The sequence below is a fragment of the Streptomyces sp. AJS327 genome (genome assembly GCF_013450295.1).
Taxonomy (GTDB): domain Bacteria; phylum Actinomycetota; class Actinomycetes; order Streptomycetales; family Streptomycetaceae; genus Streptomyces.
Genome location: NZ_SKBR01000002.1, coordinates 815,803 through 830,790, shown reverse-complemented (window position 1 = coordinate 830,790; position 14,988 = coordinate 815,803). Strand labels below are relative to the sequence as shown.

At 73.3% G+C, this 14,988-nt stretch carries 11 protein-coding genes and 1 pseudogene; 1 reads left to right on the top strand and 11 read right to left on the bottom strand.

Going from position 1 to position 14,988, the window contains the following annotated elements; translation table 11 throughout:
- Nucleotides 1-37 precede the first annotated feature (37 nt).
- From E0L36_RS13350 to E0L36_RS13310, 9 genes and pseudogenes are all read right to left on the bottom strand, one after another.
- Complete coding sequence (locus E0L36_RS13350; RefSeq protein ID WP_180929240.1) at nt 38-1,342, bottom strand: RIP metalloprotease; 1,305 nt, start codon at nt 1,340-1,342, stop codon at nt 38-40.
- Nucleotides 1,339-2,586: a 1-deoxy-D-xylulose-5-phosphate reductoisomerase gene (gene dxr, locus E0L36_RS13345; protein WP_180929239.1), complete on the bottom strand. Its 1,248-nt coding sequence runs from the start codon at nt 2,584-2,586 to the stop codon at nt 1,339-1,341. The genes E0L36_RS13350 and dxr overlap by 4 nt, the downstream gene beginning before the upstream one ends.
- A 201-nt stretch (nt 2,587-2,787) precedes the next feature.
- Entirely contained in the window at nt 2,788-2,958 is a 171-nt protein-coding gene (locus tag E0L36_RS13340; RefSeq protein WP_180929238.1) for a hypothetical protein, read from the bottom strand.
- Nucleotides 2,959-3,123: 165 nt separating this feature from the next.
- A complete protein-coding gene (locus E0L36_RS13335) occupies nt 3,124-3,744 on the bottom strand; it encodes an ATP/GTP-binding protein (RefSeq protein WP_180929237.1) in 621 nt (206 codons plus the stop codon).
- The gene (locus E0L36_RS13330; RefSeq protein ID WP_180929236.1) at nt 3,725-4,084 is read right to left on the bottom strand and encodes a DUF742 domain-containing protein; all 360 of its coding nucleotides are present in this window, start codon (nt 4,082-4,084) and stop codon (nt 3,725-3,727) included. The genes E0L36_RS13335 and E0L36_RS13330 overlap by 20 nt, the downstream gene beginning before the upstream one ends.
- Nucleotides 4,081-4,467, bottom strand: a complete 387-nt coding sequence (locus E0L36_RS13325) for a roadblock/LC7 domain-containing protein (protein ID WP_180929981.1) — start codon at nt 4,465-4,467, stop codon at nt 4,081-4,083. Before E0L36_RS13325 ends, E0L36_RS13330 begins: the two co-directional genes overlap by 4 nt.
- A gap of 17 nt (nt 4,468-4,484) precedes the next feature.
- Nucleotides 4,485-6,050: an ATP-binding protein gene (locus E0L36_RS13320; protein WP_258016158.1), complete on the bottom strand. Its 1,566-nt coding sequence runs from the start codon at nt 6,048-6,050 to the stop codon at nt 4,485-4,487.
- A gap of 779 nt (nt 6,051-6,829) precedes the next feature.
- A pseudogene (locus E0L36_RS13315) lies at nt 6,830-7,461 on the bottom strand (Uma2 family endonuclease).
- 211 nt (nt 7,462-7,672) lie between these two features.
- On the bottom strand, nt 7,673-9,127 hold the full coding sequence (locus tag E0L36_RS13310; protein WP_180929234.1) for an aldehyde dehydrogenase family protein: 1,455 nt from the start codon (nt 9,125-9,127) through the stop codon (nt 7,673-7,675).
- Between the two features lie 272 nt (nt 9,128-9,399).
- Here E0L36_RS13310 and E0L36_RS13305 point away from each other — a divergent pair, with 272 nt between their 5' ends.
- Nucleotides 9,400-10,755, top strand: a complete 1,356-nt coding sequence (locus E0L36_RS13305; protein WP_180929233.1) for a M14 family metallopeptidase — start codon at nt 9,400-9,402, stop codon at nt 10,753-10,755.
- A gap of 51 nt (nt 10,756-10,806) precedes the next feature.
- Here E0L36_RS13305 and E0L36_RS13300 read toward each other — a convergent pair whose 3' ends face one another.
- Nucleotides 10,807-12,603: a PucR family transcriptional regulator gene (locus E0L36_RS13300; RefSeq protein WP_180929232.1), complete on the bottom strand. Its 1,797-nt coding sequence runs from the start codon at nt 12,601-12,603 to the stop codon at nt 10,807-10,809.
- A 47-nt stretch (nt 12,604-12,650) separates the two neighbouring features.
- Complete coding sequence (locus E0L36_RS13295; RefSeq protein WP_258016157.1) at nt 12,651-14,894, bottom strand: ATP-binding protein; 2,244 nt, start codon at nt 14,892-14,894, stop codon at nt 12,651-12,653.
- Nucleotides 14,895-14,988 lie beyond the last annotated feature (94 nt).

Here is a 14,988-nt window from a genome sequence, read left to right as displayed (position 1 = left end):
TCCCCAGGCGCGACCCCTCGTGCGGTTCGCCGGGCGGCTACCCCACGAGCCGGACCGGGTTGACCACGTCGGCCACCAGCACCAGCAGGGTGAAACAGATGAACACCCCGGCGACGACATAGGCCACCGGCATCAACTTCGCGACGTCGAAGGGGCCCGGATCCGGCCGCCGGAACAGCTTCGCGAAGCCCCGGCGGATCGACTCCCAGACGGCGCCCGCCATGTGCCCGCCGTCCAGCGGGAGCAGGGGCAGCATGTTGAACAGGAACAGCGACAGGTTGAACCCGGCGACCAGGAAGAGCATCGTCGCCACACGCTGGCTGGCGGGGATGTCCAGCGAGACCACCTCGCCCCCGACCCGGGCGGCGCCCACCACGCCCATCGGGGAGTCCTGTTCCCGTTCGGCGCCGTCGAAGGCGGCGTTCCACAGGTCGGGGACCTTCGAGGGCAGCGCGATCAGGTGCTCCACCCCGGAGACCATCATGTCGCCCATGCGCTCGGTGGCCTGCGGGAAGCTCTGCTGTACGACGCCGCTGGCCGGGGTGAAGCCAAGGAACCCCGCCGTGACGTACTCGCCGTCGACGTAGCCGCCGCGGCCGTCGGACTTGGCCACCTTGTTCTCGATCAGGTCCGCCCGCAGCGTCCGCCGCGCGCCGTCCCGCTCGACGGTGATCGTGGCGGCGCCGGTGGTGTCCCTGATGTGCTGCTGGAGCTGTCCCCACTCCTCGACCCGCTGCCCGTCGAAGGCCACGATCCGGTCGCCCGGCTTGAGCCCAGCGGCCTTCGCCGGGGAGTCGACCGCGTCCTTGGGGCAGCTGTCGCTCTGCGCCGAGGCCGGGATCACGCACTGGGAGACGGTCGAGACGGTGGTGGTCTGGGTGTTGATACCGAAGGTCATCAGCACCGTCACGAAGATCACGACGGCCAGGACGAGGTTCATGAAGGGCCCGGCGAACATCACGATGAACCGCTTCCACGGTGCCCGCGTGTACAGCAGCCGTTTCTCGTCCCCCGGCTGGAGCTCCTCGTACGCCGCCGCCCTGGCGTCCTCGATCATGCCGCGGAACGGCGAGGAGGACCGCTTCCGGATCGCGCCGTCGTCCCCCGGGGGGAACATCCCGATCATGCGGATGTAGCCGCCGAGCGGGATCGCCTTCAGCCCGTACTCGGTCTCCCCCCGCGTCTTCGACCAGACCGTCGGCCCGAAGCCGACCATGAACTGCGGGACCCGGACGCCGAACATCCGGGCGGTGGTGAAGTGGCCCAGCTCGTGCCAGGCGATGGAGAAGAGCAGCCCCACCACGAAGACGACTATCCCCAGGATCGTCATGAAGGTGGTCATACCTGTGCCTCCGCTACCGCCATCTCGCGGGCGCGCCGTCGCGCCCAGCTCTCAGCGTCGAGGACCGAGGCGAGGGTCAGGTCGGTTCCGGCCGCTGCGTCGCCGTGCTGCTCGACTACCGCCGCGACGGTATCCATAATCCCGGTGAACGGCAGCCTCCCCGCGAGAAACGCCTCGACGCACTCCTCGTTGGCCGCGTTGAAGACGGCCGGCGCGGTGCCACCCAGCGCCCCGACGTGGCAGGCCAGGGGCACGGCGGGGAACGCCTCGGGATCGAGCGGGAGGAAGTCCCAGGACATCGCCTTCGACCAGTCGAACACCGGCCCGGCGTCCGGCACCCGGCGGGGCCAGCCCAGTCCCAGCGCGATCGGCAGCCGCATGTCCGGCGGGCCGCACTGGGCCAGCGTCGAGCCGTCGGTGAACTCCACCATGGAGTGCACGGCCGACTGCGGGTGCACCACCACCTCGATCCGCTCGAACGGCAGGTCGTAGAGCAGGTGCGCCTCGATGACCTCCAGCCCCTTGTTGACCAGGGTCGCGGAGTTCACGGTGATGACGGGGCCCATGGTCCAGGTCGGGTGGGCCAGCGCGTCCCGCGGGGTCACCTCGGCCAGCTCGGCCCGGCTCCGGCCGCGGAACGGCCCACCCGAGGCGGTCACCAGCAGCTTGCGCACCTCCGCCCGCTCGCCGCCCATCAGCGCCTGGAACAGCGCCGAGTGCTCGGAGTCGACCGGCACGATCTGCCCGGGACCGGCCAGTTCCCGCACCAGCGGGCCCCCGACGATCAGGGACTCCTTGTTGGCCAGCGCCAGTATCCGCCCGGCGCGCAGCGCGGCCAGGGTCGGCGCCAGCCCGATCGACCCGGTGATGCCGTTGAGCACCGTGTGGCACTCGCTGGCCGCCAGTTCGGTGGCGGCGTCCGGACCGGCCAGCACCTCCGGAATGGGCTCCCCCACCCCGTACTCGGCCCGCAGCGCCTCCCGCAGCTCCACCGCTCTGTCGTCCCGGGCCACCGCCACGGTGCGGACCTGGAGGCGGTGCGCCTGCCCGGCCAGCAGCTCCAGGTTGCCGCCCCCCGCGGAGAGTCCGGTGACGCGGAAGCGCTCGGGGTTGTCCAGCACCACGTCGACCGCCTGGGTACCGATCGATCCGGTGGACCCGAGGATGACGACGTCGCGCGGGCCGTTCGGAGCGTCCGCCATGGCGGGATGGCGCAGACGGGGATCTGCGAGGGAGTCAGTCATGCACTCCATTGTGGCCGCTGCGGAGAGCGGATCCGACGGCGCGTTCCCCCGTGCCCCGGGGTGCGCGCCCCGGCCACGCCCACGCGTCGGTCGGGCCGCACCGGTTCGGCGCGCACCTCACGGGCACGCCTTCGAAGGCGTCCGGCCGCTACGGGGCCACGCGTCCGGCGCGGGCGCCGGCAGGCCCCGGCCGGGCGCGCGTCACCGGCCGGCGGTCCGGGCCAGGGAGCTGGTGCTCCACGGCGCCCGCTCCACGGCGCCACCGCCCACGACCAGCGCGACCACCGCGATCAGCAGGACGAGCAGCGCGACCACGGCGATCACGGCGGTACCCACCCGGACGACCCGCGGCCACCACTCAGGTTCGGGCACTTCTCCCCCACCACACGGTTCCACCACCGGGCCGGAGGCACGACGGCCCGCTCCGACCCTGGTCCCACCCCCGGTACTCCCGCTCGCTCCCCGTTCCTTCCCCGGTGGGCGTCCCGGACGGCCACTCTGGCGGGTGACGTGGGGGGCGCGCGTGGACGCCGGGGGTCAGGACGCCTCGGTGGTGGCCGCCATGGAGTGCAGGTAGCGCATCAGGGTCAGCAGCACGTCGCGGCTCGACTCCCGCTTGCGCGCGTCACAGTCGACGATCGGCACCGTCTCGGGCAGGTCCAGCGCCGCCCGCAGGTCCTCGACCTCGTAACTGGGGGCGGTCGGGAAGGAGTTGATACCGACGACGAAGGGCACCTGCCGCTCCTCCAGCCGCCCGATCACGTCGAAACTCACCTCCAGCCGCCTGGTGTCGACCAGCACCACCGCGCCGAGCGCCCCGTTGAACAGGCCGTTCCACAGGAACCAGAACCGTTGCTGGCCCGGCGTGCCGAACAGGTACAGCACGAGTTCGTCGTTGAGGCTGATGCGGCCGAAGTCCATGGCGACGGTGGTCGCCGACTTGCCCTCGATCCCGCTGATGTCGTCGACGCCCGCACCGGCCTGCGTCATCGTCTCCTCGGTGGTGAGTGGCCTGATCTCACTCACGGAACCGACCAGGGTGGTCTTGCCGACGCCGAACCCACCGACAATGACGATCTTGACCGCTGAGGAGGCCGACGCGGGGAGTACGTCCTGGCTACGTGGCCCCGGGACCGCCTCAGAGTTGTTGAAGTCCATGCATTACCGCCTCTATGAGTGCGACGTCGGGAAGTTTGGCGGCCGGTATGGGCGCACGCGCTTCCACCCGTTTCTCGGTCAGCAGATCGGTGAGCAGCACGGTGACCACACTGACCGGCAAGTCCAGATACGCGGAGATCTCAGCCACGGAGAGCGGGGAGCTGCACAGCCGCAGAATGGCCGAGTGCTCGGGCTGGCCTCCGGGGCGCGGACCCGACCTGGCGACGATGAGCGTCACCAGGTCGACCGCTCCCTGCTGAGAGGGGCCACTTCGCCCGCCCGTGATCACATAGAGCCGCTCCGGATTGCCCTCATCCCACCCTTGGTCAGGACCACTCATGTAACCTGCCCGTCGTGCCGTGGCGGGCTGTTGAGGTGGGCGCCGATGCGCGCTACCAGGTCACGCATCCGCTGGCCCATCAGGCCGGCGTCGACTCCCTCATCGGCGAGCACCGCCAGATAAGCTCCGGCGCCCGCGGCCATGAGGTAGAAGAACCCCCCGCTGACCTCGATGACGACCATCCTCATCCGGCCGTCGCTGTGCGGGAACTCCGCGGCCACGGCGGACGCCAGACTCTGGAGTCCGGCGCAGGCGGCGGCCAGCCGGTCGGCGGCCTCCGTGTCGGTGTCGTACTGGGCCATGCGCAAGCCGTCTGCCGACAGCACCACGACGTGGCGGGTCTGCGGAACACTCTCCGCGAGATCCTTGAGCATCCAGTCCATGTCGGCCCGATGCTGAATCACGACTGCTCACCCTTATCTGACGGATCGTCGCTGATGTTCCGGGAAGAGTCGGCCGGAGCGCCACCCGCGAGGCCGCTCTGGAAGTCGGCCAACCACACGCCGGGTTGAACGGGATCCGGCTCCGGCGCGCTCGTCCGGGCCGGGGGGGCGGGGGCAGCCTGCGCGGGCGCGCTCGCCGCGGCACCTGCCGAGGACGGTGCACGTCGGCGCCGCTGCGGGAGCCCTTGGGCGGTGCGTTCGTGTACGACGGGAATCTCATCCTCGTCCCAGTGGTTCGTGGGAGCGCCCTGCGGCTCGGTGGCCACGGCCTGTTGCCGCGCGGACGGGGCACTGGTCCTGGAGGCGGTGGCGCTCCCCGAGGGGGTCGCCGCCGGACGGGGGCCGGACGCGGCACCGATGCCGTGTGCCCGGCCGGTGGCGGTACCGGTGGTGATGAGATCCTGCGGCACGATCAGCACCGCGCGGACGCCACCGTACGCCGAGGGCCGCAGGGAGACCTGGAAGCGGTTGGACTGCGACAGCCTGCCGACCACGGCCAGACCCAACCGCGGTGTCTCACCGAGGTCGTTGAGGTCGATACCGGCCTGTGCCTCACGCAGCATGCGCTCGGCGCGGGCCCGGGCCTCCTCGCTCAGCCCCACCCCGCCGTCCTCGATCTCGACGGCGATACCCGCCTGCACCTCGACGGCCGTCAGGTGGACCTGGGCCTGCGGCGGGGAGTACCGGGTGGCGTTGTCCAGCAGCTCGGCGAGCGCGTGGATCAGCGGCTCCACCGCCGGGCCGACCACCGCCACCTCGGAGACCGAGTGCAGCTCGACCCGCTGGTAGTCGATGATCCGCGACATCGCGCCACGCATCACGCTGAACAGCGGCACCGACTTGGTCCACTGACGGCCGGGACGGGCCCCGCCGAGCACCGCGATGCTGTCGGCGAGACGGCCGATCAGGGCGGTGCCGTGGTCGAGCCGGAGCAGATCACCGAAGACCTCGGGGCTCTGACCGTGCCGGTCCTCCATCTCCCGCAGGTCCGTGGCCTGTTGGTGGACGATCGCCTGGACGCGGCGGGCGATGTTCACGAAGGCGCGGTGCGCCGACTCGCGCAGGTCCTCCTCCGCCTGTACCGCTTCCACGACGGACCGCACGACCGCGTCGTGCGCCGCCTGGAAGTCCGGGGCCAGTTGCTCGCTGGCGTTGATGCCGACGAGCACGTCCTCGGCGAACTCGCCCTGCTGGAGCCGCGCGACGGCTGCCGGAAGCAACTCCCGTGCCAGGCGTACCGTTTCGGCCTCCTGCTGCACCAACTGCTGCTTCAGCAGGCTTTCCTGTTCCTCGGTACGCCGACGCAGCTCGGTGAGCGCCCGCCCGCGGCGGATGGCCTCCGCGGCCACCAGGGCCACCGCTATCGTCCCGACGGCACCGCAGATCAGCACCGCCAGACGGGCCTCCGAGGAGACGAGCACGACAGCGACGACCGTGCAGGCGGCCATCGCGAGCGGCGGGAGTATCCAACCAGGAACAGGGGCCGGTCGCTGGCCTCCGGGGGACGATCCAGCACGAACCATCGGCATCCTCAAACCATGAGTGTGAGCTGTGACTTGCGGTACTCGGTGCCAGCGAGGGGCTCGACAGCCCCTTTCCCCCGCAGACATGAGTCACCGTCAGCTTTGGACAGAGCTGACCTGCGGAACTCGCATCGGCACGCTGAACCGGAGGCAGCATAACCAATTCCGATCAGCCCTGAAGTCCCAACCGGCACATGCCGCTGGCCGATGTGGTGTTGAGCGCCGGATCCGGCCGATTCGGACGGATCGCCCCGGCTGCGCACGGGAGTTGAAGAACCTCCCCACCGGTGACGGCGCCTCCCGGTACCGCCCCGGAAAACGGCTGGAAGCCGACTGGAGAAGCCCCATCCCATGTGCCGTCACACACCCCGCGCGGTCGTGGAACGCGGCGGGAAGGAGGCCCTCCACGCGCTCACGCGGGCCGGTGCGCCCCGGAGCGCCACGAGGCGAGGGGGCACGGCCGGGTCCGGGAGGAGCGCGCGCGGACGGAATCCCGGCGCGCGCCGCCCCACACGCCGGGCGGCACGCGGACCGGGGGACCTCTGGGGTGGGGGACGCGCCGCCCCCACCGGCCCACGGCCCGGCGGACGGGCCCCGCGCCCGACGCCACCCAACCCGGCCAGCCCACCGGCCACGCCCGGCCCCGGGCTCCCAGCGACCGGAGAGCGTGCGAGGAGCCGTCCGTGCCCCGCGGGGGACGGCCCCCTCCAGGCGCGCTCCCGCCCGCGCACGTCGGCGCGGCCCGGGGCCGTTGCCCCGGGCCGCGCCGTCCAGCGGCTTCAGTCCGCCGAACTCTCCCGGTCCGGGCGGGACTTACGGCGGCCCATCGCCGTCAGGTCGATGTCGAGGACGCAGGGCTCGTCCACCCTCAGCTGCCGCCGGTGAATGCCCATCAGGGCGTACTCGGCGGTGGCGGGATCGAGTTCGTGGACGTAGACCACGGGGAGGCCCCCGTCCTCCTCCACGCGCCAGAAGTGCCGGATCCCGGCCGCCGCGTACTTCCGCGGCTTCAGCTCCCGGTCCCGCTCCATGGAGTCCGCCGAGACCACCTCGACCGCCAGCACCACGTCCTCGGGGAGGAGTCTGGTCTCCCGGGGGCCGGTGTCCGCGTCAGCCGACGCGAGCAGGAGATCCGGCTCGGGGCGGTCCCGCCTGCCCAGGTGGACGGTCAGCTCCCGGAAGACGGCGAGACGCTCCGGAATCCGCGTCGTCAGGGCCGATTCCAGCAGCCGGAGGGCAAGCATGCGAAAACGTTCCGCGGGCTCACGAAGACGAGGCTCCCGTCGATCAGCTCGGTGTGCGGTGGAAGACCGGGAAGTCTGTCGAGGTCGTCCGCCGTCCACCCGCCCTCGGGGGGAACGGGCCAGAGGTACTGCTGCTCGTTCCGCTCGCGTTCGGCTGCGGCGCTCATCACCGCTCCCATACGACGGAGTCTCGCCTGCTCTGCCAGCGTACCCAGGCGAACGGGGGCTGCCCGCTCATACGGCGGAACCCCCGTGCGGCATCGACGCCCGGCCGCGCGCACGGCGCCGCTCCCCGCCCCGGGCGGGCCGGGACGGGGAGCGGCGGAGACGGCGGAAACCGTGGCGGGGCGATGCGGGGAGCGGGGTGGGGACCGCGGGTCACAGCTCCAGGCCGGTGAGCACCATGACCCGCTCGTAGGTGTAGTCCTCCATGGCGAACCGGACGCCCTCGCGGCCGACGCCGGACTCCTTGACTCCGCCGTAGGGCATCTGGTCGGCGCGGTAGGAGGGGACGTCACCCACGACGAGGCCGCCGACCTCCAGGGCGCGGTGCGCCCGGAACGCGGTGCGGGTGTCGTGGGTGAACAGGCCCGCCTGGAGGCCGTACTTGGAGGAGTTGACGGCGGCGAAGGCGGCGTCCTCGCCCTCTACCCGGGTGAAGGACATGACGGGGCCGAACACCTCCTCACAGCCAATCTGGGTGTCCTCCGGGACGTTCTCCAGGACGGTCGGGGCGAAGCTGGCGCCGTCCCGCTTGCCGCCGGTGAGCAGCCGGGCTCCGGCGCCGACGGCCTCCTCGACCCAGGACTCCACGCGCCGGGCGGCGGCCTCGTCGACCAGCGGGCCGACGTCCGTCGCGCTGTCGGAGGGGTCGCCGGTGCGGAGCGCCTCGACGGCGGCGACCACCCGGGGCACCAGCCGGTCGTAGACCGAGGCGTCGGCGATGACGCGCTGCACGGAGATGCAGGACTGACCGCCCTGGTAGTTGGAGAAGGTGGCGATGCGCTGCGCGGCCCAGTCCAGGTCGGCGTCGGAGGAGTAGTCGGCCAGCACCACGGCGGCGCCGTTGCCGCCGAGTTCGAGGGTGACGCGCTTGCGGGGCACCGAGTCGAGGATGGACCAGCCGACGGGGGCGGAGCCGGTGAAGGAGATGATGGGCAGCCGCTCGTCCCGCACGAGCGTGGGCATCCGGTCGTTCGGCACGGGCAGCACCGACCAGGATCCGGCGGGCAGTTCCGTCTCGGCGAGCAGTTCCCCGATGAGCAGGGCGGAGAGCGGGGTCGCCGGGGCGGGCTTGAGGAGGATGGGTGTGCCGACGGCGATGGCCGGCGCGACCTTGTGGGCGCAGAGGTTCAGCGGGAAGTTGAACGGGGCGATGCCGAGGACCGGTCCGTAGGGGAAGCGGCGGGTGAAGGCGAGACGGCCCGCGCCGCCCGGGTCCGAGTCGAGCCGCTGGGCGCTTCCGCCGTTGAAGCGGCGGGCCTCGTCGGCCGCCCAGCGGAAGACGGAGACGCAGCGGCCGACCTCGCCGCGCGCCCACTTCATGGGCTTGCCGTTCTCCGCCGAGATCAGGGTGGCGATCTCCTCGGCGCGCTCGCCGAGCCGGCGGACGACGTGGTCCAGCGCGGCGGCCCGGGCGTGCGCGGGGGTGGCCGCGAACTCGGCGGCGACGGCGGAGGCGGCGGCCACGGCCTCCTCGGTCTGTTCCGGGGTGGGCACGCTGACCTGGCCGACCAGGCGGCCGTCCCAGGGCGAGGTGACGTCGAGCGTGGACTCACCGGTGGCCGGGCGGCCCGCGAGCCAGAACGCGTGCGGGGAAGTCGGTGTGGTCACTGCTGATCGCCCTTCCGACGTGGGGGTGGGCACGGCGGGGCGCCCGTTTCCTGCGTACACGGTAGGACCTCGCACGCCAGCCGTTTCTTGTCCGGCGCGGCACAGTCACCCCGGCAGCCACTCCGGTTTGGCCGTTTGTCAGACGGCGCCCCGGCGGCTGTCCGGTTCGGCACCCCCACCGGGGACGGCGCCGTTGACCCGGCCATGTCACGGCGCAACGATGGGGCGGATCGGCAACCCCCACCCGTCACACGGAGACTCCGGGAGACGCGATGCCCCAACGACCACGCCGCCGCGCACGGCGGGGAGCCGCCGCCGCGGCCGTCCTCGCCCTCGCGCTGGCGGTGCCCCTCACCGCCCACGCCACCGCCTCACCACCGGCCGAACAGCGCGCGGGACAGTCCGCGTCGGAGCGGGACGACCGGATACGCGGCTACGAGATCAGCGGCGTCGACAGCAGGGCCGAGCGCGAGCGGATCGCCGGGACCGGGCTGACCATCGACGCCGTCCGCGAGGACGCGGTCGTCGTCTCCGGCGACGCCACCCAGCGGGCGCGGGCCGAGAAGCTCGGCCACGAACTCACCCCGCTGTCCAGCCCGCCGAAGCGCGGGGCGGCCCAGCAGCCCGGCCCACGGGACTTCCCGCCGGACGACTCCGACTACCACACCTACGACGAGGCCCGGGCCGCGATCGACGGCTACGTCGAGAAGTACCCGGAGATCATGTCCCAGGAGGTCATCGGGGAGTCGGAGGAGGGCCGCGAGATCGTGGCCGTCAAGATCAGCGACAACGTGGCGGAGGACGAGGCCGAGCCCGAGGTCCTCTTCACCCACCACCAGCACGCGCGCGAGCACCTGACCGTCGAGATGGCGCTGTACACGATCGGCGAGTTCGGCGCGAAGTACGGCTCCGAGGAGCGGATCACGGACCTGGTGGACGGCCGGGAACTCTGGATCGTCCCGGACGCCAACCCCGACGGCGGCGAGTACGACATCGAGTCGGGCGAGTACCAGATGTGGCGGAAGAACCGGCAGCCGAACGAGGGCTCCTCCGCCATCGGCACCGACATCAACCGCAACTGGGCCTACCAGTGGGGCTGTTGCGGCGGTTCCGGGGAGAGCCCCTCGGACGAGACCTACCGTGGTCCGGCCGCCGCCTCCTCCCCCGAGGTGGGCGTGATCGCCGACTTCACCAAGAGCCGGGTGGTCGGCGGTGAGCAGCAGATCGCCGCGCATATCGACTTCCACACCTACAGCGAGCTGGTGCTCTGGCCCTACGGGTACACCCACGACGACACCGCCGAGGGACTGACCCAGGACGACCGGGACGCCTTCGCGGCGGTCGGCACCGACATGGCGGAGAGCAACGGCTACACCCCCCAGCAGTCCAGCGACCTCTACGTCACGGACGGCTCAATCAACGACTGGATGTGGGGGGACCAGAAGATCTTCTCGTACACCTTCGAGATGTACCCGGGGCCGAACGACCCGGACGGCTTCTACCCGCCCGACGAGGTGATCCCCGAGGAGACCGCGCGGAACAAGGAGGCCATGCTGATCCTGCTGGAGAACGCCGACTGCATGTACCGCTCCATCGGCAAGGAGGGCGAGTACTGCGAGGCGAGCTGAGGCACGGCCCCGGGGCGCGGACCACACCGCGCTCCGGGCGCCCCGCGGTCCTCAGCTGGTGGCCTTCAGGGCCAGCCACAGCTCCATCCGCACGTCCGGGTCGTCCAGCGAGCGGCCCAGGATCTCCTCGACCCGGCGCATCCGGTACCGCAGGGTGTGCCGGTGCACGCCCAGTTCGGCGGCCGCGGCGTCCCACTGGCCGTGCCGGGACAGCCAGGCCCGCAGCGAGGCGACCAGATCGCCCCGGCCGTGCGCGTCGTGCTCGCGCAGCGAGCGCAGCAGCCCGTCCGCGAAGGCCCGGACCGCGTCGTCCGCGAGCAGCGGCAGCACCGAACCGGCCGCCACCTCCTCGTGCTCCACGAGCGGAATCCCGCGGCGCCGGGCCACCGACAGCGCCTGGTCGGCCTGTTTGAACGCCATCGCGATGGCCGGGAGCCCGGCGGGCGCCGAGACCCCGATGGCCAGGCTGTCCTCGCTCTGCCACCCCTGCCGCGGCTCGGCGGCGGACCGCGCCGCCTCCTGTGTCCCGGCGAACTCGGTGCAGGCCGCGACCGCCGCGCCACCGTCCGCCGCGAGGACGATCAGCCCCGGGCCATCCGGCACCACCAGGACCGCCTCGCCGTTCCGGGCCGCCGCCGTCTCCATCGCGTCCGTCAGGGTCTCCAGCGGGGCGGCCCAGGGCCCGGCCCGGGCGCCCTCCACCCGCTCCGCCGAGTCGGTCCCGGCGCCCCCACCCACCACGACCCCGGCGGGTTCCGCGCGTCCGTCGGGCCGGGCCTCCGCCCGGATCTCCGCCCGCATCTCGGCCCGCACGCGCCCGCCCGGGATCTCCCCTCCCCGCCGCTCACCCAGCGTGACCCCACCGCGCGGCGACGCGGCCGGCCCGTTCCTGATCAACGAGGCGGGCTCGGCGATGATCAGCCGCACCGGGGCGTCCAGCAGGTCGCCGTAGAGCTGGCCCGCGACCGCACGCGCGTGGTCCGGCTCCCCGGCGAGCAGCATCTTGAGCACGGCCGCGCCGAGCCGCTCCTCCGCCTCCTGGAGCGCGCGGGAGCGTTCCGTGGTGAGCGTCAGCAGGGCGACGGCGGAGTGCACCGCGTACCGCTCGGCGGTGCCAAGCGGGGCCCCGGTACCGACCGCGAGGACCGCCTTGGCGCGCCGCCCGCCCCCGATGGTCTGCAACTCGACGCGGTCGTCGCCACCCTCCGACTCGCTGACCACCGCGCTCGTCGGCGCCGGACGGTCGCGCAGCCGCTCCGCGTCCCCGATGAAGCGGGCGGCGCGGCGCACCGCCCAGGTCGGCGCGGTCGCCACCACCGCGCCCGCGGCGTCGTACAGCGCGGCCCAGCCGTCCACCTGGGAGGCGAGCCGGGCCAGCAGCGCGGCGGGGCCCTCCTGGGAGAGGGCGGCGCGGGTCATCTCCCGCTGGGCGTCGAAGCCCGCCGTGACCGCGCGGTACTGCTCGGCCGCGATCGCGGCCGAGACCGCCTTGCTGATCGCGATGAACGGGGTCCGCCGGGGTACGTCCAGCAGGGGCAGCCCGACCGTCTCGCAGGCCTCCACGACCGCCTCGGGCACCTTCTCGTAGTTCACGCCGGAGGCGAACCCGAGCCCCACCACGCCCTGCTCGGCCAGCCGCCGCACGTAGGCCAGCATCGCGTCGGCGTCCTCGGCGTCCAGCTTGAGCGCGGTGACGAGCAGCAGCTCGCCACCGTCCAAGTACGGGGTCGGATCGGCCAGTTCGCTGGCGTGCGCCCAGCGCACGGGCGTGTCCAGCCGACCGTGCCCGGCGAGGACGGCGAGCCGGAGCGCGGAGTGCTGTACGAGCGTCGCGAGAGTCGGTGCCATAACGGTCTCACCGTACAGGCGTCCGCCCCTTTCCAGTCGTCCCGAGGTCAATCTCCCAGCTTCGCCAGGATCGGGGGAGTCCGGTCGCCCCGCACCGTGGTGACCGAGAGCACCAGGTGTCCCGCGCCCAGCTCGTTCGCCAGCTCCGAGGCGGACCAGCGCTCCCGCCGCACGGTGCGGACCGTCACCGACTCGGCGGTGACGTGCTTGCCGGTCGCCAGCCGCCGTACGGCGTGCATCACCCGGGTCAGGGGCTCGTCGGAGACCAGCTGACGGTTGGTCACGTCGCGCTGCTGCACCCACTCGGTGCCCCAGACCTCGGCGAACCGCTCCGCGTCCCACGGCGTCACCCCGGAACAGACCGCCCGGCAGCCGACCGCGCCGAGCAGCGGCCCGCGCAGCCGCTCGGGAACCTCCTCCAGGCCGCGCAGCGCGAGCAGCACTCCGGCGTTGCCCGAACGCAGCCGCTGAAGGGCGCGCAGCCCGTGCGGGGTGACGGTGTGCGCCGCGCTCTCCGCGCAGTCCAGCACCAGGCAGGCGAAGCGCGACTGGTCGGAGCGGGCGGTGGCGCACTCGGTGAACTGCGCCAGTACCAGCCGCGCCAGGATGCGGGACGCCTCCAGGTGGGCGCGCTCCGGAAGGTCGACGCGGACCCGGACGGGGTGGTCCAGCGCCCGCAGTGAGAACGGCGCCGCGCCGCCGGAGGCCGGGGCACCCTCCGGCACGAAGAACTCGGCGAAGGCGGGCCGGTCGAGCAGGGCGACGCGGTCGGCGAGCAGCCGCGTGCTCTCTCCGCTGTCCGGCTGCCGCTCGTACGCGTCCAGGTCACGGAGCTGCGCGGTCTGCCCCGACGCCACCAGGGCCTCGCGCAGCCGGGTGGGCGGCCCGCTGAGCAGCTCGCGCAGCTCGGGGACGGACGGGAAGCGGCCGTGCACCGCCCGGAACGGGCCGATGAGCTGGGCGAGGCGGGTCGCGGCGCGGCGGCTGTCGGTACTCGGCCCGGCCAGGTCCCCGACCAGGGCCTCGGCGAGCATGCCGGCCGCCTCGTCCGGGTCGGTGGTGCCGCCGTAGAGGTCGAGGTCGTGCCCCGGCCCGCGGACGCCGAGCCGGATGACGACGTCGAAGAAGTCGTCCGGGGCGAGCGGGGAGGCGCCGCCCGAGGACACCACCACGACGGCGGCCTCGCCGGTCAGCGCCTGGAGGCAGAGCGACTCGACGACCGGCCGCACCAGCCGGGTGGACTTCCCCGCGCCGGGCGGCCCCACCACCAGCGCCGAGGTGCCCAGCAGCGAGGGGTCGAGCGCGATCCCGGCGCCCCGGTACGGGTGCGGGTTGCGCGGCACGTCGGCCGCCGTCCCGATCCGCACCTGCCGGAGCGTCAGATCGTGCCGGGCCGCGCGCGCCTCCAGGTTCCGCGCCCCCGAGGGGTGCGCGAAGGCGGCCGAGCCCCGGGCGCGGACCGTGTCCACGAAGGTGGGCAGTCGCTCCGGCCGGGCGCGCGCGGTCCGCCAGGCCCGCGTGATGCGGGCCTGGTCCACGTCGCTCATCGCTCCGGAGGCGACCTCGCCCGCGAGCCGGTCGGCGGGCTCCTCGTACCCCCGCGCCCGCAGCTCCGGCCAGTTCGCCGGGTCCTCGCGTGGCGGGGGCGGCGGCGGGGCGGCCCGCCGGCCGGTGGAGGCGCGGGCGCCCACGCGGCGCAGCGCGCCCCAGATCCGGCGGCCCAGCTCGTCCCACCGGCCGATCCGGCCGAAGATCCCGATGATCAGCGCCGCGACCAGCGCGTAGTAGGTGTAGGAGACGATGGCCCACAGCTCCTTGGGGCCTCCCGCCTCGCGCCAGGAGTCCGGCGTCATGGCGAGCAGCGGCCACATCCAGTAGCGGCCCAGGAAGTTGTTCCAGAGCAGCGACCAGACCAGCCAGGCGATCAGGAAGGCGATCAGGGCGCCGCTGACCAGCTGCCGGTTCGGGATGCGGTCCGGGTCCTCGGGGGCGCGCGGCTCGTATCCCTGCCGCCAGATGCCGGGCTCGGCCTCGGGGCGCGGGGCGCGCAGCCACTCGGCGAGCGGGGGCGCGGTGCGCGGCGCGCCCTGTGGCTGCGGTGGGGCGGGGGCCGCCCCGGCGTCGGGCCCCGGGCCGGAAGCGGCGGCACCGGCCGGCCCTGGGGCCGGGGGCACCGGTCCCGAGGGGGGCGGGGGCGCCTGCCGCTGTCCGGGGGTGCCCGGCGGTGGCGGGGGCAGCGACTCATCGGGCCGGTGCTCCCACCGCTCCCGCTCCGCCGACCACTTGTCCATCGGCCGCCCCACCCCCAGGCCCGTACGCGTGTTCCGGATACCGCAGGACGCGGTGACGTCGCGTCATGCGGGTGACTCCGTCAATCTAGCTGCT